Source organism: Croceibacterium aestuarii (genome assembly GCF_030657335.1).
Lineage (GTDB): Bacteria > Pseudomonadota > Alphaproteobacteria > Sphingomonadales > Sphingomonadaceae > Croceibacterium_B > Croceibacterium_B aestuarii.
This window is the reverse complement of sequence record NZ_CP131039.1, coordinates 2,825,215-2,846,373: the sequence shown is the minus strand read 5'-3', so window position 1 is coordinate 2,846,373 and position 21,159 is coordinate 2,825,215. Positions and strand designations below refer to the sequence as shown.

At 67.5% G+C, this 21,159-nt stretch carries 20 protein-coding genes; 10 read left to right on the top strand and 10 right to left on the bottom strand.

Features of this window, described 5'->3' with window-relative positions:
• The first annotated feature begins 15 nt into the window (after nt 1-15).
• From plsX to Q7I88_RS13985, 4 genes are all read left to right on the top strand, one after another.
• Nucleotides 16-1,071 carry a phosphate acyltransferase PlsX gene (gene plsX, locus Q7I88_RS14000; RefSeq protein ID WP_305096522.1) on the top strand — a complete coding sequence of 352 codons (1,056 nt, stop codon included), beginning with the start codon at nt 16-18 and terminating at the stop codon, nt 1,069-1,071.
• Nucleotides 1,068-2,033: a beta-ketoacyl-ACP synthase III gene (locus Q7I88_RS13995; protein ID WP_305096521.1), complete on the top strand. Its 966-nt coding sequence runs from the start codon at nt 1,068-1,070 to the stop codon at nt 2,031-2,033. The genes plsX and Q7I88_RS13995 overlap by 4 nt, the downstream gene beginning before the upstream one ends.
• Nucleotides 2,034-2,125: 92 nt before the next feature.
• Nucleotides 2,126-2,425 carry an integration host factor subunit alpha gene (locus Q7I88_RS13990; RefSeq protein ID WP_201290913.1) on the top strand — a complete coding sequence of 100 codons (300 nt, stop codon included), beginning with the start codon at nt 2,126-2,128 and terminating at the stop codon, nt 2,423-2,425.
• A gap of 17 nt (nt 2,426-2,442) precedes the next feature.
• A complete protein-coding gene (locus Q7I88_RS13985) occupies nt 2,443-2,817 on the top strand; it encodes a MerR family transcriptional regulator (RefSeq protein WP_305098616.1) in 375 nt (124 codons plus the stop codon).
• Nucleotides 2,818-2,853: 36 nt separating this feature from the next.
• On the opposite strand, the gene Q7I88_RS13980 is transcribed toward Q7I88_RS13985, so the two are convergent.
• The 3 genes from Q7I88_RS13980 to Q7I88_RS13970 form a co-directional block, all read right to left on the bottom strand.
• Complete coding sequence (locus Q7I88_RS13980; protein ID WP_305096520.1) at nt 2,854-3,120, bottom strand: hypothetical protein; 267 nt, start codon at nt 3,118-3,120, stop codon at nt 2,854-2,856.
• An 84-nt stretch (nt 3,121-3,204) separates the two neighbouring features.
• Nucleotides 3,205-3,738, bottom strand: a complete 534-nt coding sequence (locus Q7I88_RS13975) for a SixA phosphatase family protein (protein ID WP_305096519.1) — start codon at nt 3,736-3,738, stop codon at nt 3,205-3,207.
• Nucleotide 3,739: 1 nt separating this feature from the next.
• Complete coding sequence (locus tag Q7I88_RS13970) at nt 3,740-6,463, bottom strand: ATP-dependent DNA helicase (RefSeq protein ID WP_305096518.1); 2,724 nt, start codon at nt 6,461-6,463, stop codon at nt 3,740-3,742.
• A gap of 234 nt (nt 6,464-6,697) precedes the next feature.
• Between Q7I88_RS13970 and Q7I88_RS13965 the strand changes: the two genes are divergently transcribed.
• Nucleotides 6,698-7,807: a hypothetical protein gene (locus tag Q7I88_RS13965; protein WP_305096517.1), complete on the top strand. Its 1,110-nt coding sequence runs from the start codon at nt 6,698-6,700 to the stop codon at nt 7,805-7,807.
• 56 nt (nt 7,808-7,863) lie between these two features.
• Here the strand turns inward: Q7I88_RS13965 and Q7I88_RS13960 are convergent, their stop codons facing one another.
• From Q7I88_RS13960 to Q7I88_RS13950, 3 genes are read right to left on the bottom strand one after another with little or no spacing between them, the layout of a single operon-like run.
• The gene (locus Q7I88_RS13960; RefSeq protein ID WP_305096516.1) at nt 7,864-9,363 is read right to left on the bottom strand and encodes a tannase/feruloyl esterase family alpha/beta hydrolase; all 1,500 of its coding nucleotides are present in this window, start codon (nt 9,361-9,363) and stop codon (nt 7,864-7,866) included.
• Nucleotides 9,364-9,379: 16 nt separating this feature from the next.
• Entirely contained in the window at nt 9,380-9,880 is a 501-nt protein-coding gene (locus tag Q7I88_RS13955; RefSeq protein WP_305096515.1) for a hypothetical protein, read from the bottom strand.
• Complete coding sequence (locus Q7I88_RS13950; protein WP_305096514.1) at nt 9,877-11,607, bottom strand: MoaF N-terminal domain-containing protein; 1,731 nt, start codon at nt 11,605-11,607, stop codon at nt 9,877-9,879. Before Q7I88_RS13950 ends, Q7I88_RS13955 begins: the two co-directional genes overlap by 4 nt.
• 134 nt (nt 11,608-11,741) lie before the next feature.
• On the opposite strand from Q7I88_RS13950, the gene Q7I88_RS13945 reads away from it, so the two are divergent.
• On the top strand, nt 11,742-13,346 hold the full coding sequence (locus Q7I88_RS13945; protein ID WP_305096513.1) for a lysine--tRNA ligase: 1,605 nt from the start codon (nt 11,742-11,744) through the stop codon (nt 13,344-13,346).
• Nucleotides 13,343-13,945 (top strand): DUF1003 domain-containing protein, encoded by a 603-nt coding sequence (locus Q7I88_RS13940; RefSeq protein ID WP_305096512.1) that lies wholly within the window; start codon nt 13,343-13,345, stop codon nt 13,943-13,945. Before Q7I88_RS13945 ends, Q7I88_RS13940 begins: the two co-directional genes overlap by 4 nt.
• A gap of 7 nt (nt 13,946-13,952) precedes the next feature.
• On the opposite strand, the gene Q7I88_RS13935 is transcribed toward Q7I88_RS13940, so the two are convergent.
• Nucleotides 13,953-14,663 carry a prolyl hydroxylase family protein gene (locus Q7I88_RS13935; protein ID WP_305096511.1) on the bottom strand — a complete coding sequence of 237 codons (711 nt, stop codon included), beginning with the start codon at nt 14,661-14,663 and terminating at the stop codon, nt 13,953-13,955.
• Nucleotides 14,664-14,757: 94 nt separating this feature from the next.
• Here Q7I88_RS13935 and Q7I88_RS13930 point away from each other — a divergent pair, with 94 nt between their 5' ends.
• Nucleotides 14,758-15,312, top strand: coding sequence for a cytochrome b (locus Q7I88_RS13930; protein WP_305096510.1), 555 nt, complete (start codon nt 14,758-14,760; stop codon nt 15,310-15,312).
• 90 nt (nt 15,313-15,402) lie between these two features.
• On the opposite strand, the gene Q7I88_RS13925 is transcribed toward Q7I88_RS13930, so the two are convergent.
• The gene (locus Q7I88_RS13925) at nt 15,403-16,419 is read right to left on the bottom strand and encodes an RcnB family protein (protein WP_305096509.1); all 1,017 of its coding nucleotides are present in this window, start codon (nt 16,417-16,419) and stop codon (nt 15,403-15,405) included.
• Between the two features lie 172 nt (nt 16,420-16,591).
• Between Q7I88_RS13925 and Q7I88_RS13920 the strand changes: the two genes are divergently transcribed.
• Nucleotides 16,592-17,947 carry a chloride channel protein gene (locus Q7I88_RS13920; RefSeq protein WP_305096508.1) on the top strand — a complete coding sequence of 452 codons (1,356 nt, stop codon included), beginning with the start codon at nt 16,592-16,594 and terminating at the stop codon, nt 17,945-17,947.
• A gap of 101 nt (nt 17,948-18,048) precedes the next feature.
• On the top strand, nt 18,049-18,885 hold the full coding sequence (locus tag Q7I88_RS13915) for a substrate-binding domain-containing protein (protein WP_305096507.1): 837 nt from the start codon (nt 18,049-18,051) through the stop codon (nt 18,883-18,885).
• A 66-nt stretch (nt 18,886-18,951) separates the two neighbouring features.
• On the opposite strand, the gene Q7I88_RS13910 is transcribed toward Q7I88_RS13915, so the two are convergent.
• Both Q7I88_RS13910 and ettA read right to left on the bottom strand, forming a co-directional pair.
• On the bottom strand, nt 18,952-19,218 hold the full coding sequence (locus Q7I88_RS13910; protein WP_305096506.1) for an acylphosphatase: 267 nt from the start codon (nt 19,216-19,218) through the stop codon (nt 18,952-18,954).
• Nucleotides 19,219-19,337: 119 nt separating this feature from the next.
• On the bottom strand, nt 19,338-21,011 hold the full coding sequence (gene ettA / locus Q7I88_RS13905; RefSeq protein WP_305096505.1) for an energy-dependent translational throttle protein EttA: 1,674 nt from the start codon (nt 21,009-21,011) through the stop codon (nt 19,338-19,340).
• Between the last annotated feature and the right edge of the window lie 148 nt (nt 21,012-21,159).

Sequence of the window (21,159 nt, the reverse complement as noted above, 5' to 3'; positions counted from 1 at the left end):
AGAGGAATTCCGCGCATGAGCCTGCCGCGTATCGCCGTCGACGCGATGGGCGGCGACGAGGGCGTGCGCACGGTTGTTTCGGGCGCGGCGCTGGCCCGGCGCGAGCACGACCGCTTCAACTTCCTGCTGGTCGGCGACCGGGCGCGCATCGAACGGGCGCTCGAAGCCCATCCCAACATGCGCGAGGCGAGCGAGATCCTCCACTGCGAGGATGTCGTCGGCATGGACGAAAAGCCGACCACCGCGCTGCGCCGGGCCAAGACCACGAGCATGGGCCTGGCCATCCAGGCGGTGAAGAACGGCCAGGCGGGCGCCGCGGTCAGCGCCGGCAATACCGGCGCGCTGATGGCGATGAGCAAGCTGGCGCTGCGCACCATGCCGGGGATCGACCGTCCGGCTCTCGCGGCGCTGATGCCGACGCTCAGCGAGACCGACGTCATCATGCTCGACCTCGGCGCCAACACCGATTGCGATGCGCGCAACCTCGTGCAGTTCGCGATCATGGGTGCGGCCTATTCGCGCATCATCACCGGCAAGGAGGCGCCGCGCGTGCGCCTGCTCAACATCGGCACCGAAGCCACCAAGGGCACGGGCGAAGTCCAGGCGGCCGCGGCACAGCTGCGCGCTGCGACCGGTCTGGCGATGAGCTTCGAGGGCTACGTCGAGGCCGACAAGATCAATCGCGGCGAGACCGACGTGGTGGTGACCGACGGGTTTTCCGGGAACATCGCGCTCAAGGCGATCGAGGGTTCGGCGCGCTTCGTCACCGACCTGCTGCGCACGGCCTTCACCAGTTCGCTGCGCTCCAAGATCGGCTTCCTCGTCTCGCGCCCGGCGACCGAGCTGCTGCGCCACCACCTCGACCCGAACAATCACAATGGGGCGGTGTTTCTCGGCTTGAACGGCGTCGTGGTCAAATCGCACGGCAGCGCCACCGCCAAGGGCGTGGCCAACGCCGTCAACGTCGCGGCGCGGCTGCTCGAGGAAAGCCTGACCGAACGCATTGCCGCCGACCTCGCCGAACTCGGCGAAGTTCGTCTGCGCGACACCGGCAACGGGTCGGCCAAATGATCCGCTCGGTCGTCAAAGGCAGCGGTTCAGGCCTGCCGCGCCGCGCCGTCAGCAACGCCGAGCTGGCGGAGACCGTCGACACCAGCGACGAATGGATCCGCGAGCGCACCGGGATCGCCCAACGCTACATCGCCGGGGAGGGCGAGACCACGGCAACGCTGGCCACTGCCGCGGCGCGCGCTGCGCTGGCCGATGCCGGGATCGAGGCGAGCGAGGTCGATCTCATCGTCCTCGCCACCGCCACGCCGGACCAGACCTTCCCGGCGACCGCCACGCGCGTCCAGCGCGAACTCGGCTGCCGCGGCGGCGCGGCGTTCGACGTTGCGGCGGTCTGCTCGGGATTTCTCTATGCCCTGGCAACCGCGGATTCGATGCTGCGCACCGGAATGGCCAAGTGCGCGCTGGTGATCGGCGCCGAGACTTTCAGCCGCATCCTCGACTGGGAGGACCGCGCGACGTGCGTGCTGTTCGGCGACGGTGCCGGGGCGGTGGTGCTCAAGGCCGAAGACGTCGCCGATGACGGGCCGGGCATCCTGGCCTCGCGGCTCCACGCCGATGGCGCGCACGGCGATCTGCTCTATGTCGACGGCGGTCCGTCGAGCACGGGGACGGTCGGTAAGGTGCGGATGCAGGGGCGCGAGGTGTTTCGCCACGCGGTGACCAATCTTGCCGAAGTGCTCGAAGAAGTTCTCGTCGCCACCGGGCACAGCGCCAGCGACATCGACTGGATCGTGCCGCACCAGGCCAACCGCCGGATCCTCGACGCCACGGCCAAGAAGCTCGGCCTGTCGGTCGACAAGATCGTCATCACGGTCGACCGCCACGCCAACACCTCGGCCGCCTCGGTACCGCTGGCCTTCGACGAGGCGAAGCGCGACGGGCGGCTCAAGCCGGGCGACCTGATCATGCTCGAGGCGATGGGCGGCGGGTTCACCTGGGGCGCCAGTCTGCTGCGGCTGTAATATTCACCGCGGCGAGCGGCGCCGACCTTGCCAACAAAGTATTATTTGTTAGGCTCATTCCGAGGGGTCGCGCTCTGGGAGGTACGACGTAAATGATGCGATCGGTAGGCACACTTACCCGCGCAGACCTAGCGGAAACAATCAACCGCAAGATGGGCTTTTCGCGGGCCGAAAGCCTCGCCCTGGTCGAAGCGATCCTGGCGAAGATGTGCGACGCGTTGGCCGATGGCGAGAACGTCAAGATTTCAGGCTTCGGCAGCTTCATCCTGCGTGACAAGCGGGAACGGATCGGCCGCAATCCCAAGACCGGCGTCGAAGTGCCGATTACCCCGCGCCGGGTTCTGACCTTCCGCGCCAGCCAGAAGCTCAAATCGCGGATCGCCGATTCGTGAGCGGGGACGGGCCGGCCATGCCGCGTTTCGACGACGGCAAGGACGCCCAGGCCATGCGCACGATCGGCGAAGTGGCGGCCGCGCTCGGCATCAAGCAGCACGTTCTGCGCTACTGGGAGCAGCAGTTCCCGATGCTGCAGCCGCTCAAGCGCAGTGGGGGACGGCGCTATTACCGGCTGGAGGACGTGAGGCTGGTTCAGGAAATCGACCGTCTGGTCAACGATGAAGGCTACACGCTCAAGGGTGCGCGCCAGGCGCTCGAGAGCGGGCCGGTGCAGGATGGCGCCGCTTCGGCCGCGCCTCTGGTAAATCCCGAGGGCCAGCAAGGCGAGCTGCTCTCGCGCCTCCTGGCGATCCGCGGACGCCTGGCGCAGGCGCTCGACGCCGCCTAGGCGAATTTCTCCGGAGCCGGAGCCTGGAAAGGCCGTCTATTCGGCGTCGACGGGATAGAGTTCGACGTCGGGCCGCAGCACGGCGCCGTAGTCGGTCTCAGGCGGGGTCGCGCGAACATGGATGAACGGAACCCAGACGTCGCCGTAGGCGGCTTTTTCGTACCACACGTCGAGCACGTCGAACGACTGCCACTGCCCTTTCGGGTCGAGCAGCCGGATCCCCTCTCCGATCCGCGGCGCCACCATGAACTTGACCTTGGTCTGGCTCTGGTAGGTCTCGTTCTGGACTTCGATTTCGATCAAGACTCTGCCTCGCTTTGCGAAACCCGGTTTTAACCTAAAACCCTTGCCGAATTGCAAACGGGAGGGCCGGGGCAGCCCGCAGAGTCAACCGACCGTTTCGGGCCCCAGTTCGGGGTCGAGATCGCGCGGCCGGGCGAAGTGCACCAGCCGGGCGCTGGCCGGCGCCAGCTCGTCCCACGAGGCGATGTCGCATTCGAGCACCGCGAGCGTAGCGGTGGGAAATTTTTCGGCCGCGCGCTCGAGCAGTTCGTCGTCCTCGTCGGCGCCGACGAGGCGGAAGACCAGTTCCTGCAGCCCTGGATTGTGCCCCACAAGCAGCACGCTTTGCGGATCGCCTTCCATCTCCCTCAGCACGGCCAGCAGCGTCGCCGCGTCGGCCAGGTAGAGCCGCGGGTCGAAGCGCGGGTTGAGACCCAGCCCGGTCGCCTCGATCGTGCTTCGCACGCGCTCGGCCGGGCTGGCGATGGTCGCCTCGCAGCCCCAGCCGTGGTCGCGGATGTGCGCGCCGATTGCCGCCGCCCCGCGCCGCCCGCGGTCGTTGAGCCCGCGGTCGAAATCGCGCAGCGCGAGATCGTCCCAGTCGGACTTGGCATGGCGCAGCAGGCCCAGGCGTTTCACGTCAGTTTCGATCCTCGTGTGCGGCGATGCCGGCGGGCGTCTCGGCCTCTGAAACACGGCTGGCGAGCCGCTGTAAAGCCTCGTCCAGCGTCAGGCGCAGGACCGGGGTGCCCTTAGGGAAGGCGGAGAGCAGTCGGCTGGGAAAGGCGGGTGAGAGGACGACGAAGTGGCCGCGGTCGTCCTTGCTGCGGATCAGCCGGCCGAACGCCTGCGCCAGCCGGGCGCGGATGATGGCATCGTCATAGGCGCTGCCGCCGCCCGCCGCGCGCCGCGCGCGGTGCAGGATGCTCGGCTTGGGCCAGGGAACCTGTTCCACCACCACGCAGCGCAGCGACTGGCCCGGCACGTCCACTCCGTCGCGCAAGGCATCGGTGCCGAGCAGGCTGGCGCGCGGGTCGTCGCGGAAGATGTCGACCAGCGTGCCGGTGTCGATGGGGTCGACGTGCTGCGAGTATAGCGGCAGCCCGTCGCGCGCGAGCCGGTCGGCGATGCGCCCGTGCACCGCGCGAAGGCGGCGGATCGCGGTGAACAGGCCCAGGACGCCGCCGCCCGAAGCGGCGATGATCGCGGCATATGCCCCGGCCAGTGCGGCGAGATCGCCCTTCTTCACATCGGTGACGATCAGCACTTCGGCATTGCTGGCATAGTCGAACGGGCTTTCCGCCGCGGAAAGCGAAGGCTGTATTTCCAGATGGTTGGCGCCCGATCTTGCGATCGCCCCGAGCCAGTCCTCGCCGTCGCGCAGGGTCGCGCTGGTCAGCATGACGCCGTGCGCCGGCTCGAGCACGACGCGCGCGAAGGGTTTCATCGGATCGAGGAAACGGCGGTGGATGCCGATGTCGAATTCGCGTGCGTCCGAGCGGTCGACGGCGAGCCAGTCGACGAAATCGGGATCGGCCGGGCCGCCGAGCCGGTCGAGCAAGGCCTCCCATGCGGCCAGCGTGTCGGCGCGCCAGGCGAGCGAGTGGCGCGCTCCGTCGATACGGGCGCGGCCTTGCGCGTCAAGCCAGTCGGGCGGGTCCTCGATCAGCGCCTCGAGCCGCACACCGAGTCTGATCAGCGGGCGGCGGATTTCGCCCAGCGCCATCGCCGCCTGCTGGGCCAGTTCGACGAAATTGCCGTCGAGCTGCGCTGCCTCGGTCTCGATACCGTAGCCCATTTCCTGTCCGCCGCTTTCGTCGCGGGCGTAAGTAATCGCGCGCACGGCGGCGAGCAGCGTCTCGATCTCGCCAGAAGGCATGCCCTCCGCGAGCCGCTGCAGCCAGCCGTCGGCGGGGAGCGCTTCTGCCCCCTCGCACGCGGCGGCGATCGCCTTGCCGCCTTCCTCGTCGTAGCTGGCGACGTCGGCGAGCCGCGCGGCGAGCCCGCGCCGGCGGCCCTTCGAGCCGCGTTCGGGGCCCATGATCCAGCGCTTGAGCTCGACGGCCTCCTGGCCGGTAAGCGCGGCAGCGAAGGTGCTGTCGGCGGAATCGAAGACATGATGCCCCTCGTCGAAGACGATTCGCGTCGGCCGCCGGGCATGATCGCGCCCGCATGCGGCGTTGACCATCACCAGCGCGTGGTTGGCGATGACCAGATCGGCCTGCGCCGAGGCGCGCGCGGCGCGTTCGATGAAACACTTCCGATAATGCGGACAGCCGGCATAGACGCATTCGCCGCGCTGGTCGGTCAGGCTGCGGATTGCGCGGCTCCGGAACAGCGTGCCGAGCCAGCCCGGAAGGTCGCCGCCGATCATGTCGCCGTCCTGCGTATAGGCTGCCCAGCGCGCCACCAGCTGCGCCAGCACCGCGGCGCGCCCGCCGAAGCCTCCCTGCAGCGCGTCTTCGAGATTGAGCAGGCAGAGGTAGTTCTCGCGCCCCTTGCGAACCACCACCGGCTTGCTGCCGTCGGGCCGGGCGGGCGGCCAGGCGCGCGCGCTTTCCTGCCTGAGCTGGCGCTGAAGGTTCTTGGTGTAGGTGCTGACCCAGACGGTGCCCTGCGCCTTTTCCGCCCACAGCGATGCAGGCGCAAGATAGCCGAGAGTCTTGCCGATGCCGGTTCCAGCCTGCGCCAGCAGGATATGCGGCAGCTTGCGGGCGGCGCGAGGGGAGAAGATGCGACCAGCCTCGCGCGCATAAGTCTTTTGGCCTTCGCGCCGTTCGGACCCTTCGCCGGTCAGGCGTTCGAGCCGCGCCTCGATCTCGAACTCGTCGATCGCCACTTGCGCGGGCATCGGCCGCTCGGGCGCTTCCTCCCACTCGGGCAGGCGGGCGAACAGCCACTTCTCGGCCCTTTCCGGCTGGCGGACGTGCGCGGCGAGGACTCCCGCCCAGGGCCAGCGCAGCTTGGCCAGCGATTGCAGCACCGACCATGCGCCCTCACGCTCCGCCCAGCCGTCGTCGGCGCAGCGCGCGAGCAAGACGGCGGCGGCGCGCTGCAGCAGCGCCGGCACGTCGCCGTCGCTCGCCGCCTCCTCAAGCCCTAGCGCATGAGCCAGGCCCTTGGGCGTGGGCACGACGAAGCGGGCGGGGTGCACAAAGGCATAGAGCTCGAGCAGATCGAGGCCCGAAAGATCGGGATAGCCGAGCCGGCTCGCCCCCAGCGGCGCGTTGAGGAGCAGCAGCGGCGTGTCCGCGGCCGCCATGATCGCCTCGCCCTTGGACGTGCCGCGGGTGATCCCGCGCGCATCGCGCAGCCAGGTTCCCGCGTGACTGGCGTGGAGGGCGGGGAGAGCGAGGGACTCCATCGTCAAAGCGATTACCGGTGCAGAACGAAAAGTAAACGCGGGTTCCGCCGCGAACTGCAGGTTTGCCACCGCGAATCGGCTTGACAGCAAAAATCGCCGGTTCGGCTTGCCGCAAAAGACAATCGACTGGCCGGAATTTGATTCAGAAAATAATATGCGAAAACAAGGTTATGGCGGTTTCCTGAACGCCGGTTCAGGGAACGGCGCAGGCACAGCGGCGGTTTTTTCGGGACTATGCAGAAACCCACTCGAACCCCATTCAGCGCCACGACCGCGATTGCCGCTGCCCTCGCGCTGACCGCCGCTCCTGCCCTGGCGCAGGACGCTTCCCCCACGCTCGACGGCCCGATCGTCAACACCGCCCCGGCACCGGCAACCGCGCCTGCGGAGACCACGGCGAGCACCGCACCCGCGCCGGTTTTCACTCTCCCGGAAGCAAGTCCGTCGTCGACGCCCGCCGCACCGGCGAGCGTGGCGAGCCCGGTCGTCCAGCAGGTCCCCGCGACCCCGCCGGCTGAGACCGCTCCCGCCGCGGTCGAGGCCCCGGTGCAGAAGACCGCGCCTGCGCCCAAGCCGGCGTCCAAACCCGCGCCTGCCGCCCGCGCCCCGGCCAGCGAGCCGGTCGCCGATCCCGTCGTCGGTACTCCGGCCGACCCGTCACTCGCGGTCGCTGCGCCGCTGGTCCAGCCCCCGCTCGAGAATCCGGTCGCTGCGGACCCCGTGCAGCAGCCTGAGCCGGCCACCGCGCAGAGCGAGGGCGGGGACGCCACCGCCCTCTTGGCGGCCATTCTCGCCGGCCTGATAGCTATCGTCATCGCCGCCATCGTTGCACTGGCCTTTCGTCGCCGCCGCCAAACCGCGTCGGCTCGCCGGGCTTCGGCCACACGGAGCACGCCGGAATACCATAGCGTGAGCGAACCGAGCGCCGCCCCCGCGACCCCTCTTGCGGCGGCACCGCGGGCCCCGGCTTCCGCGCTCACTCCGCCGGTTCTCGGCGAAGCGCCGGTCAAGCGCGCGGCGCCCTCTGCGGCCTATGTCGGCAGCCATGGCGCCGCCGTCCGGCTCCCGCGCGAATTGCCCGAGAGCTTTGAGGAACGCGATGCGCTGATCAAGCGGATGGTCGACGCCGAGCCCGACAAGGCCAACCCGTTCACCAACCGCAGGGCGCGTCTGCGGCGGGCGCGGCTGATCCTGCAATCGATCGGCCGCAAGTTCGAGACCGCGCAGCCGTGGATCGACCTCAGCCAATACCCGGAAATCTGGCCGAGCCAGGCCGCTGATGCCCGCCCGGTTCGTCCGACGCGCGCGCCGAGCGCCGACACGCGGATCCTCGAGTCGGCCTGATCCTCTCTGACCGGCTTTGCAGGGAAGGGCGGCCCCTCGGGGCCGCCCTTTTTTCGTCAGCTCGTCGGCGCGGCGCAGCTCCAGCTCGCCGGGTCGTTGGCGTCCCCGCTGCCTTTGTAATGCGCGACCTTGGGCCAGGCGCAGTCGAGACGCTTGAGCGGGCTGTCGCGCTTGCTGGCCACGACCGTCTCGGGCGCGACATCGGTCCTGTCCCAGGTTTCGATGGTGTCGAGCAGCGGCAGGACGTCGGCGCCGGGGCCTCCGCCGCAGTGGCCGACGCCAGGGGCCAGGAACAGGCGGTACTGGTCCGCCGCGGCCTTGTTCTGCGCCATCACCGCGCGGGCATAGTCGGTGCTGCCGACCGGACTCGGGCCGGCATCGCTCAGGCCGTGCCACATCAGCAGCTTGCCGCCGCGCTGGAAGAACGGCGAGAGGTTGGGGTCCTTGGCCTCGTACATTGCCGCAAAGGCGCTCGAGCGGACTTGCGGGACGTCGGTGGCCGCGGAGAAATGCGCCCAGTCGACGGTGCGGCCGGGGAAGATCACCGGGCCGAGGCCGACCAGCCCGCCGCCCTGGGTCGGGTCTTTGCCCTTGCCGTCGGTGGCGACGAAGAACGACCAGGTGGTCTCGCCGCCGCGGCTCATCGGCAGCATGGCCCACTCGCCGTCGGGCGACTTGATGCCTTCGTAGACCGTCTTGAGCGCGGCGACCTGCGGTGCGCTGAGGCACGAATCGGTCTTGGCGCCGCTGCACTGGATCGTCGCCGGATCCCAGTGGCACGAGCGCGGATCGTTGATCAGCCCGTCCTTGAGCCCGTCATCGGCGTCGCACTGTGCCAGCGCGGCGTTCTCGGCCAGCTTGAGATCGCCGGCGCTCAAGCCGCCGCTCTGGGTGAAGACGTTGGTGCGCAGCACCGAGCTGGTCTGCACCTGCAGCGTGTAGACCGGGGCTCCGGCGACGATGGCGTCGTAGTCGGCCGGGAAGCGCTGCGCTTCCATCAGGCCCATGCGCCCGCCAGTGGAGCAGCCGACGTAGTAGGCGCGCGAATGCTTCTTGCCGTAATAGGCGGCGGCGACCTTCTTGCCGGCCGCGGTCATTTCGTGGATCGCGCGGTAGCTGAAGTCCTTCGCCTTCTCGGGCATGACCGCCCAGGAATTGTCCCACACGTTGCCGATCGGGTGACCGCCGTCGGTCGACATCGTCGCGTATCCGCGGCGAAGCGCATCCGTGACGGTCTGCAGCGCGGTGTTGCCGATCCACCCGCCGCCGCCGACGCCGTAGACCTTGCGGTTCCACGCTTCCGGCAAGCGGTAGACCACGCCGATGTCGGAGCCGGCGACCGGGTGCAGCGTGCCGCTGACCTCGCAGTACGAAGGCAGCGCGTCCTTGCCCGGCACCCAGGTGGTCTTGGCATCGGCGAGGCCCAGACCGGCGACGTTGAACGCGGCGCAATCCTTGACGCCGTTGTAGGTGATCGCGCCGGAAGGCTGGCTGGTGTCGGTGGCACAGCCGGCGGCGAGCAGCGCTGCGGCGGCAATCGAAGCGGTAAGTCTCAAGTCTGTTCTCCCGAAATCAGGCCAGGTCGACGCTGGCGAAGCGCCAGCCGTCCTTGTTCTTGGTAAGCCGCGCCACCAGCGTGCGGTCCTCGGTATGGCGATGGCTGCCATGGCCTTGCAGGCGGGCCATCTGCTCGAGCGTCGAGTCGCCGGTGAAGTGAACCTCGCGCGTGGTCGTTACCGCGCGCCGCAGGGTGGCGCTTTGCCCGTCCGCCGCGAAGGCGATCGCCGGAGCCTCGCCGGCGAGGTCGGCGCTGATTTGCGCCTCGCCGAGGTGCGGAGCCTTGCCGCAAGCGAACAGCTCGCCGCAGCGGCCGGCGTTCGGAGCGTTCACGCGGCGCAGGAAGTCGCGCTCGAGCGCTTCGATCGCACGTTCGTCCTCGATCCGCGCCAGCCGGGCCTTGCTCGCATCGTCCGCCAGCGCGGCCACCGGGGCGAACGCGGCGAGCGGCGCCGCGGCGACGGCGCCGGTCTTGAGGAACGAGCGCCTGTCGGTGCCGGTCAACTTCTCGCTCATGCCTTTCTCTCCCATGCATTCGGCCCGAAGAAGCGGGATACCTCGATCTTGCCGGCGTGGCGCGCGGGGGCGCCGACCGCGCTCAGGCTCAGTCCGCCCTTGCGGCCCATATGATAGCCTATGCCAGCGTCGTGCATCGTGCGCATGTTGATCAGGATGGTGCCGAGCGTACCGTTGCAGGCTTCCTCCTGCCAGCGCGCAAAGTAGAGCTGGTCGCGGATCTTGATGAAATCGCCGCTGCCGCTCCACTCGGTGGCGAAATGGCCGTCGGGCGTGGGAATGATCCAGCTGGTGGTGTTGGGCGTCGAATAGAGGTGCATCGAATTGAGCCCGGGCGAATACTCCCAGGTGAAGGCCCTGCCCAGAAGATCGCGCGTCCTCTCGTGGCGTTTGCGGCCCGGATCGGGGATGCCATCGCCAGAGAGCTTGCCGAACAGGGTTTCGGCACCTGCCTCGTTGGCGATGTAGGGCGTGTTGACGAAGCCGTGGAAATTCGTCGCCATGCCGGTGTCGAAATCCATCACCACGATGTGGCAGTCGTGGTCCTTCTCGCCCGCCAGCAGGTGCCCGAAGATGAATGCGCCGGGCATCATCTCCCAGGCGTTGTAGCGCGCCTCGGTCCAGGCGCCGCCGTCCTTGCGCCAGTCGAGGGTTTCGGCGCCTTTCATGCGGTATTCGACGGTCGGCCCGTCGTCGTAAGCGATGGTGAAGGCCCTGCCGGCCAGCGCCGCGCTCGGCCTGGTGCCGTTGCCCGCCATCGGGCTCGGCTTGTCGAATACATGGACATTGCCCGCAGCAATCTCCGCGTCGATCTCGGCCGGGGTCATCTTGTCCATCGTCGCCAGCGGGCGATAGATCCGCCGCTCGCCCTTTTTACCGTCGGGGATCGGCAACGGATCGGCGCTGAAATCGCCGAGCTTCTCGAACCGCGCGTTCTGCCCGAGCCATTCGCCGGTCCCGCGGAACATGTAGTATTCAAGCTCGTCGAGCCCGTCAAAGCCGAGCCGGAAGCCGACCGATTGCAGGGTGTTTGCGTCGTAGACGTAGAGGTGGAGCAGCCCGGAAAATTCAGCCTCGACGCGCGCGACGGCGTAGAGTTCCTCGGTCAGCTGGATGTAGTCCGCCGGGGCCGAATAGCCGCGGTGTTCGTCGAGCCGGTCGAGCTCTACCCAGTGCGTATACGTGACGGAGCAGTAGTACTCGATCGTGCGCATTCCGGTGTCTTCGGTGCAGGCAAGGGCGCGGCCTTCGCTGCGCAGCGTCGCGTGATGCTGCTCGGCTCCCGCCGCGGGCGCGCTGCCGATCGCGCCGTGCCACACGGCGCGGTCGATCTCGCGAGCGCGCGGGGCCGGCCCGCCGCCGAACCACAGCTCGAACACGGTGGCAGCGTTGGTCTGGCGGTTCCAGATCAGCGCATAGGCCTGCATCGTGCCGGGCACGAGGTGGGTTACGAGTGTGACCTGTTCGAGGCTGAGCGCCCCGTAGCGGACGCTGCGCCCGCCGTTGAGCGTGACCCGGCCGTCGGGCGAGAACGCCCAGGCCAGATCGGGCGCGCCTTCTCCGCTGAAGCGGACGGTTCGCCCGGCAAGCCCGTCGGTGTCGAACGCCGACTTGCTTCCCGGCCCGTCGGCATTGGCCAGGGCCGCCGCGATCTGCCCTGTGCCGAGATCGGTATACGGATACCGGAACAGCGGCACATCGGGATACGCCTTGCGGGCGATGTCCATGCCTTTCCCCTCTCACCCCTTTTATCGTTGACTTTATCCTGCCACGAACGGGGCGAAGCGCAAGGATCGATTGCGCCGCGCCCCCGCGTTCTCGCTTGCAAGCCGGTTACGCTTCGGCAAAGGCCCCTTGCGTTATGTTTGACCCTGCCCTCACCGAAGCCGCCCGCGTATCCAAGGCCTGGCCGTTCCAGGAGGCGATGAAGCTCGTCAAGCGCTTCCCCGAAGGCAAGACCGCCGAGGACGGATCGCCCGAGGCGGTGGTGTTCGAGACCGGTTACGGTCCCTCGGGCCTGCCGCACATCGGCACTTTCCAGGAAGTGCTGCGCACCACGCTGGTGCGCCGCGCCTACGAGATCGTATCCGGCGGCGCGCCGACGCGCCTCATCGCCTTCAGCGACGACATGGACGGCTTGCGCAAGGTGCCCGACAACGTGCCGCATCACGAGATGATGGCAGCCAATCTCGGCAAGCCGCTGAGCCGCATTCCCGACCCCTTCAACGCCGGCTTCCAGAGTTTCGCGCACCACAACAACGCCATGCTGCGCGATTTCCTCGACCGCTTCGGGTTCGACTACGAGTTCATCGCCGCCAGCGACCGCTACAACAGCGGCGATTTCGATGCCGCGCTCGCCCGCGTGCTCGAGAAGTTCGGCGCGATCATGGACATCATGCTGCCGACGCTGCGCGCCGAGCGCGCCGCGACCTATTCGCCGGTCCTGCCGATCAGCGCGAAGAGCGGCAAGGTGCTGCAGGTCCCGGTTGAAGTGGTCGATGCCGCCGCGGGGATGATCCGCTTCGACGACGAGGGCGAAACCGTCGAGCAGTCCATCTTCGGCGGCCGGGCCAAGCTGCAGTGGAAGGTCGACTGGGCGATGCGCTGGTATGCGCTCGGGATCGATTACGAGATGTGCGGCAAGGACCTGACCGACAGCGTCACCCAGTCGGGCCGGATCGTCCGCGCGCTGGGCGGGCGCATGCCGGAAAACATGATCTACGAGCTGTTCCTCGACGAGAACGGCGAGAAGATTTCCAAGTCCAAGGGTAACGGCCTGACGATCGACGAATGGCTGCGTTACGGCAGCGAGGAGAGCCTCGGGCTCTACCTGTTCCGCGAGCCGAAGAGCGCCAAGAGCCTGCATGCCGGGATCGTCCCGCGGGCGGTCGACGAATACTGGCAGTTCCGCTCCAAGATTCCCGAGCAGCCGCTCGAACAGCAGCTCGGCAATCCGGTCTGGCACCTGCTGCGCGCCAACGGGTACGAAGGAGGCGACGGCGACAGCCTGCCCGTGACCTACGGACTGCTGCTCAACCTTGCGGGCGTGCTCGGCACCGAAGCGACGCCGGAAAGCCTGGCCGAATACGTCGAAACCTACCTCGGCAAGCCGGTCGACGATCCCGCGCTCGAAAAGCTCATCCACACCGCGATCAACTACAACCGCGATTTCGTCGCCCCCACGCTGCATAAGCGCAGGCCGGAGGACAACGAGAAGGCGGCACTGCGGGCGCTCGACGCCTATCTCGCCGGCATCCCGGCCGGCACCTCCGCCGAGGACATGCAGACCGCGGTCTACGAGATCGGCAAGGACGAAGCGTTCGGCTTCGAAAGCCTGCGGCACTGGTTCAAGGCGCTTTACGAAACCCTTCTGGGAAGCGCACAAGGACCGCGCATGGGTAGCTTCATCGCGCTTTACGGGGTTGAGAACACCCGCAAGCTGATCGCCGAGGCGCTCGTGCGGTGACCGAGACGGCCGACCTCGAGCGGCTGGCCGAAGATCTGCTCGGCCGTTCGCTCGACGAACTCGATCAGGAAGAACAGGACGTGCTCGCGCGCGTGGCCGCCGGGACATACATCGGCATCGACGCCGATGAGGCCGCACAGCTCGAATTGCGCTTTGGCGACAAGCTGGCCGACCGAGTCGCTGCGGTCGGCGGGAGCTGGGGATTCATCATCGCCTTCGGCGTCGTCCTGTTCGGCTGGATGCTGCTCAACAGCGCGCTGCTGGAGGACCTAGGCCTCAAGCCGTTCGATTCCTACCCCTACATCTTCCTCAACTTGATGCTGTCGATGCTCGCCGCGATCCAGGCGCCGGTGATCATGATGAGCCAGAACCGCCAGGCGGCGAAAGACCGCATTACCGCGCGCCACGATTACGAGGTCAACTTGCGCACCCAGCTCGAGATCCTGCGCCTCTCCCACCGCATCGACCGTTTCGCGCACATGTTCCTCCAGAGCGCGAAGCTCGATGAAGAAGGGGCGAAGGAACTCGGCAAGCTCTCGCGCCGGATCGAGCGCAACCGCAAGGGCGGGGAGGAAGAGGACGAAGACGCGCTGACCTGATGCCGCGTCAGCGCCAGCGCTTGGTCCGGTACCACTTGGTGATGATGTACTTGACCCCGGCGGTCACCGGGGTGCCGGCGTGCATGGTCCATTCGTTGGGCACGCCCTCGAGATCGGCATTGTTCCAGCCGAGCAAGGCCCCGCGCCGCGGCTCGATCGACAGGCCCAGCTTGGTGAAATCGGTCGTGCCGCCGCCCTCGACCTCGTTGAGGAAGACCATCGCCGTCCAGCTGCGCTGCCCGCCGCGATCCTTTTCGACTTTCCAGTAGTCGGCCTCGGTATAGAACCAGTCGTTGTGGGCCTGGAACTGTTGCCCAGGCAGGTAGCGCTGGCCCTGGATCGTCTCGCCCCAGGCCGGTTCGAGCCCGAGCAGATCGTCGATCCGCCGGCTGATCTTCTTGACGAATGGATCGTGCGGATCGACGTCGCCCGAATAGGAGGTGCGATAGTCGGCGCCGTATTCGAGATCGAACACCGCGCTCGGCCGCGCCACCTGGTCGATCAGCGCGATCATTCGCTTGCACTCGTCGGGGTTCATGAAATCGCCGACGGCGAAAATCTCGGCCTTCTCCTGGGCCGGTACCGGGTAGACCCGCGGGTTGGCGGTGAGCCGTTTGCGGACCTTGTTTCCCGTGCGGCGCAGCCCGTCCTGGTCGGGGGCCTTGACCTTCGGGGCGGGCTTGCCCCCAAGCGAAGCGGTGGTGACGAAATTTGTCATGAGGCAAAGCTTTTCCAAACTCGGGCGCGCATGACAAGCCTTGCGCTTGCCGCGCAAGATGAACGCGCTACGATGATCGACGAAAGGAAATTGCATGCCGGTCACCCGCTATTCGAAGGGGGCGATGCTCCTGCATTGGCTCATCGCCATCGCCGTTATCGTCAACTGGCGCCTCGCCGAGGCTGGCGAGGGTGTGCCGCGCGACCAGCATCTGCAGGCGCTGGGCCCGCACATGGCCACCGGCATCCTGATCCTGGCGCTGAGCGTGGTGCGCTTGGCCTGGCGCTTCACCCACGCGAGCCCGCCGATCGGATCGCACCTCGCCAGGTGGGAGGCCGTGCTCGCAAAGGTCGTCCACATCATCTTCTATGTCCTGCTCATCGCTCTGCCCCTGATGGGCTGGATCGGCACGTCGATGCAGGATCATCCGATAGACTTCTTCGGCTGGTTCACGGTGCCCATGCTGCCGACCTCGAAGGACCCCGGGGCGGGACACGAGCTGCTCGAGCTGCACGGAACGTTCGGCAACATCTTCATCTACCTGATCGGCCTGCACATCCTCGGTGCGCTTAAGCACCATTTCTGGGACAAGGACGGCGAGTTGTGGCGCATATTGCCGTGGGGCGAGCCGCACCCGCCGGCACAATAAGTCCGGACACAAAGCAAAAGCCCCCGGCCTCGCGGCACGGGGGCTTCGCTTTCGCCGGTCCACTCCCCGGCGAAGAGTCGGTCGCGGCGCTTACCAGAAGAAGTCGTAGATCGTGTCCACCACTTCACCGCTGTAGATATCGACCAGCAGCGCATCGTCGTAATAGCGCACCCAGCGATAGGGGCCGTAGACCGCAGGCAGGCGATAGTTCCACGGATCGTTGATCCAGTAGCGGTCCGCATAGAACAGCGAATCCAGGTAGAACCCGATGCTCAGCCGGCGGTAGGAATAGTTCCGATAAGGCGCGTAGTAGCCGCCGAGACGGAACACCGTGCGGTGCGAATTGCGGTAGTCGCGCCAGTTGTAGCGATGATCGTTGCGCCAGCCGCGGCTGTCCCACCGCAGATGGTCGCCATCGTGGTCGCGATATCCGTCGCGCCGCCCGCCGTTGTAGGCATAACGGTCGCCCCGCCGGTCGCCGCGCCAATCCGTCCTGCGCTCTTGTTGACGGTCGGACCAACGGTCGTCGCGCCGGTCGGCCCAGCGCCCGCTGCGATCGTCGCTGCGCCGGTCCGCCCTGGCGTTGTCGTCGTGGCGCCCGCCGTAGCTCCGGTTCCGGTCGGAATCGGTGTAGCTGCGGTTGCGGCCGCCATCGGCATACGTGGTGTTGCGGCTCGGGACGGGGACGCTGCGAATCGCCGGCGGCGTCGCGGCGTTGCCACGGTTCCAGGTGGTGCCGGCCCGCGCATCGCGGTTCGAGCGGTCGTTGCCGCGCGGCCAGTCGCGCCGGGCGACACCGGTGTCCTGGCGGAGCGGTCCGCGTACTTGCGGAGGAGCCTGGCGCACCTGGGGCGCCGGGCGCGCCGGCGGACTCCACTGTTGTCGCTGCGCCGCCGGCTGCCGCTGCGGAGCCTGGCGCACCGGCTGGCTGCGGTTGACGCTGCGCGCCTCGCGGCGTTCGCTGGCCTTGGCGCTGTTGCTCGAAGGCTGCCAACTGCGCCCCATGTTCTCACGCGCCTCGCGCGCGGGGGCAGGGGTTGCGGCGAGCGCCAGTGCGGCCGCGATCGCCGCCACTGCCCCGCCTGTCAGATACTTCCCGAAAGTCATTGCGGCTTACTCCTGAGACTGCCGCCGAGTGGGATGCGGCCCCTTGAATGGCACCGGGATAGGCCGGGCGTGCTGACGTGAAGGTGAACCGTCGTGCATGCCTTCCATTCATGTTTATGGCTCTTCACCTGAACGCTGGACCCGGGCGAGCCACAGCGGTAGGGGCCATGCCATGCAGCCTCTGGCCAAGCTCCTGCGGCGCTTTGCCGAGCGCTTCCCCGCCGACCTTGTCGAGCTTCAGCAATGGCGCAAGCGGCTCGCGATGCTCGTCTCGGCGCTGCTGATCGGCCTGCTGGCGGTGGGCTTTGCCGCCGCCGGCGACTTTGCCCAGCGCACCTTCGCGGGAATCACGACCGAATGGTATGCGCCGCTGATCCTGACGCCGCTGATCTTCGTCGTCATCGCCGCGTTGACCCGCTCGCTGGCGAGCGAGGCGCGCGGCTCCGGCATCCCGCAGGTGATCGCGGCAAGCCGCGATTCGGACAAGGCGGAGAGCGGCGAGCTGCTGTCGTTCCGTACCGGCGTGGCCAAGCTTGCGCTGTCGGTCGGGGCGCTGTTCGGCGGCGCCTCGGTGGGACGCGAGGGACCCACGGTGCAGCTCGGCGCGGCGATCATGGTCCAGGTCCACCGTCTGCTCAAGGTTCGCGTCTCGCCAGGGGTGCTGATCGCCGGCGGAGCGGCGGGTGTCGCTGCCGCGTTCAACACCCCGCTCGCCGGGATTGCCTTCGCTATCGAGGAACTCGCCGTTGCCTACGAGCAGCGCGTCGCGGTGCTGGTGATGGGCGCAGTCATGATCGCCGGCCTGACCAGCCAGGGGATTGCCGGCGAATACGTCTATTTCGGCCATGTCGGCCATGGCTTGCCGCTGCTCAGCGTGCTTGTCGCCGCGCCGCTGGCGGGCGTCCTGGGCGGGATCGCGGGCGGGCTGTTTTCGCGTGCACTGCTGACGCTGCGCGGCCCGGGGGGACGCTGGAGCGGGGTACTCGGCAAGCGGCCGCTGATGACCGCGCTGGTCTGCGGAATCATCGTCGCTGTGATCGGCGTGGCGGCGGGTGGGTCGACCTGGGGCACCGGCTACGGGCCGACGCGCGCGCTGCTCGAGGGAGCGCAAGGCGAATACTGGTTCGGGCCGGCCAAGTTCGTCGCCTCGCTGGTGACCAGCGCCAGCGGCATACCCGGCGGCATCTTCGCCCCCTCGCTCGCGGTCGGTGCGGGGCTGGGCAATCTGTTGACCCCGCTGTTCCCGAGCGAGCAGAGCGGCACCATCGTGCTGCTCGGCATGGCCGGCTATTTCGTCGGCGTGGTGCGCGCGCCACTGACCGCGGTCATTATCCTCAGCGAAACGACCGGCACCACCGCCGTCATCCTGCCACTCTTCGCCACGTGCCTGATCGGCGACTGGGCCGGTGCCATGGTTTGCCGCGAGCGGCTCTACCACACCCTGGCGCGCGACTTCATGCCGCCCGCTCCGCCGCCGCCGCCGCCGCCGCCGCCCCCGCCGCCGGAGGAAGAGAACCGCTACGCCTGAGCGGCGCGCACTCTTCCGTTTAGAAGAAATATTCACCTTCTGCGGATAAGGCGTCGGGCAATGGCGTAACGCGGCAGGGCCGAACCGGGGAGGGGCGGGGAATGAACGCAGGTACACGCATATTGCTGTTGTTCGACAACAACGGCGCCGAATATGTCTCGCGCATCCGCGACGGCGTGAGCCGCGCCGGGCGGGCATCGGGTCTGGTGGTGCAGGCCGAAAACCTGTTCGGCACCAATAAGGCGGCAGCCGATCTGGTCGAAGATCCGGCGCTGGCCGGCGTGATCCTCACGCCGCCGCTTTCCGACGACCGTCACGTGCTCGGGCTCATCGAAGAGCGCAAGCTGCCCCTCGTGCGGATCGCGCCGCTCCTCGATCTCGAGCGCGGCTCGACCGTAACGATGGACGAATACGACGCCGCCCGAGCGATCACCGACTACCTGCTGCGGCGCGGACACCGAAGGATCGGCTTCATGCGCGGGCCCAGAGTCCACCTGGTCAGCATGCGCCGGCATAACGGCTACGCGAATGCGATGGGCGGTAAGGGTCTCCAGATCGATCCCGCGCTGATCGCGCAAGGGGACTTTTCGCGGCAATCCGGGCGCGAGCAGGCCGGCCAGTTGTTCGCCGCCCGGCCTACGGCGATTTTCGCCAGCAACGACGAAATGGCCGCTGGCATCATCGACGCCGCCGCAGCCGCCAACATCTCCATCCCCGGCGACATTTCGCTGGTCGGCTTCGACGACAACGCGGTGGCGAAAACCGTGCGGCCGCGCCTAACCACCGTGCGCCAGCCGCTCGAGGAGATGGGCGAGGCCGCCAGCCGGCTCCTGCTCGAGCGCATCCGTCAACCGTTCAGGCCGACGCGGCACGAGCAAATCCCGTTCGAGATCGTCGAGCGCGAATCGGTCGCCGACGCCGTGGCGCAAGCGGCCTGAGTCGTTCCAGCGCAGGAAAGCAGGTTCGAGCCCGGAGCAGGTCCGGGACGAGAAGACCGGGAATCGTTACCGCCGCTCGAAACCGGTGAGCCCTGTCGCCGCCACTTCCCGCTGTTCGATCCGGGTGGGCGCCGCGCGAGGCGGACCGTCCCGCATCCGCGCCACCATCGCCTCCACCGCTTGCGGCTCGCCCTCGATATGCGCTGCGACCGTGCCGTCGCCCTCGTTGCGCACCCAACCGGCCAGCCCGAGCTCCCGCGCGGTCCGGACCGTCCAGTCGCGGTAGAACACGCCCTGGACGCGGCCGTGGACGACGAGATCGAGAGCGGTCATTCGCCCGCTCTAACGCATTTTCCTTATCCGACCACCGCTCGGGAGCAGCGGTGACGACTTGGGGAATGTCTGCAAAGCGCCGTAGCCTTGCTCGCCTGTTTCGACCCGTAGAGCAAAGATTACCGCGTCAGCTTCTTGTACGCCAGCCGCGTCGGCCGATCTGCTGCATCGCCGAGCCTGCGCCGCTTGTCCTCTTCGTAGGCTTCGAAGTTGCCCTCGAACCACTCGACGTGGCTGTCCCCCTCGAAAGCGAGAATGTGGGTGGCGAGACGATCCAGGAAGAAACGGTCGTGGCTGATGACCACCGCGCAGCCGGCGAAGTTCTCGATCGCGTCTTCGAGCGCGCCGAGCGTTTCGACGTCGAGATCGTTGGTCGGTTCGTCGAGCAGCAGCACGTTGCCGCCCTCCTTGAGCATCTTGGCCATGTGCACGCGGTTGCGTTCGCCGCCCGAGAGCTTGCCGACGTTCTTCTGCTGATCGGCGCCCTTGAAGTTGAACGCCCCGACATAGGCCCGGGTGCTCATGTCCTGGCCGTTGACCTTCATGTAATCGAGGCCATCGGAGATTTCTTCCCACACGTTGTGCTTGGGATCGAGGTGGTCGCGGCTCTGGTCGACGTAGCCGAGGTGCACCGTCGAACCGATCTCGATCGTGCCGCTGTCGGGCTGTTCCTTGCCGGTGATGATCTTGAACAGAGTGGACTTGCCCGCGCCGTTCGGGCCGATCACGCCGACGATGCCGCCCGGAGGCAGCATGAACGACAGATTCTCGAACAGCAGCTTGTCGCCATAGGCCTTGGTCAGGTTCTTCGCCTCGATGACCTTGCCGCCCAAGCGCTCGGGCACCTGGATGACGATCTGCGCCTTGCCGACCTGGCGATTGTCCTGGCTGTTCTGCAGATCCTCGAACTTGCGGATACGCGCCTTGGACTTGGTCTGCCGGGCAGCGGGTGTCTGCCGGATCCATTCGAGTTCCCGGGCGAGGGCCTTCTGCTTGCCGCTTTCCTCGCGGCTTTCCTGCTCTAGCCGCTTGGCCTTCTTTTCCAGATAGGTCGAGTAATTGCCCTCGTAGGGATAGTAGGAACCGCGATCGAGTTCGAGAATCCAGCCGACGACGTTGTCGAGGAAGTAGCGGTCGTGAGTGATCATCAGCACCGCGCCGGCGTATTCCTTGAGATGGTTTTCGAGCCACTGGACGCTCTCGGCGTCGAGGTGGTTGGTGGGCTCGTCGAGCAGCAGGATGCTGGGCTTCTGAATCAGCAGGCGGGTCAGCGCGACGCGGCGCTTCTCGCCGCCGGACAGCGTCTCGACGCCCATGTCGCCCGGCGGGCAGCGCAGCGCCTCCATCGCGATCTCGAGCTGATTGTCGAGCGTCCAGCCATCGACCGCGTCGATCTTCGTCTGCAGCTCGGACATCTCGTCGCCGAGTTTCTCGAAGTCGGCATCGGGCTCGGCCATCTCGGCGGCGATGGCGTTGTAGCGGTCGACCAGATCGGCGGTCTCGCGGGCGCCTTCCTTGACGTTCTCGAGCACGGTCTTGGTCGGGTCGAGCTCGGGTTCTTGCTCGAGGTAGCCGACGGTGATGTTTTCGCCTGCCCAGGCCTCGCCGGTGAAATCGGTGTCGATCCCGGCCATGATTTTGATCAGCGTCGACTTGCCCGCGCCGTTCGGCCCGACGATGCCGATCTTGGCACCCTGGTAGAACTGCAGGTTGATGTTGCTGAGCACCGGCTTGGGCGCGCCGGGGAAGGTCTTCGTCATGTTCTTCATGACGTATGCGTACTGGGCGGCCATGGTCGTCCTTCGGGAATGTCTGGCGATGTGTCGAAAGTTGCCGGCCAGATAGGCGCTGAGTGCCGACGGGGCAAGTCACTCGGCTTCCGCCGCCTTACCGAGATTTAATCGGCCGGCCAGCTGGACGGAATGCAGGTGGGACTACCAC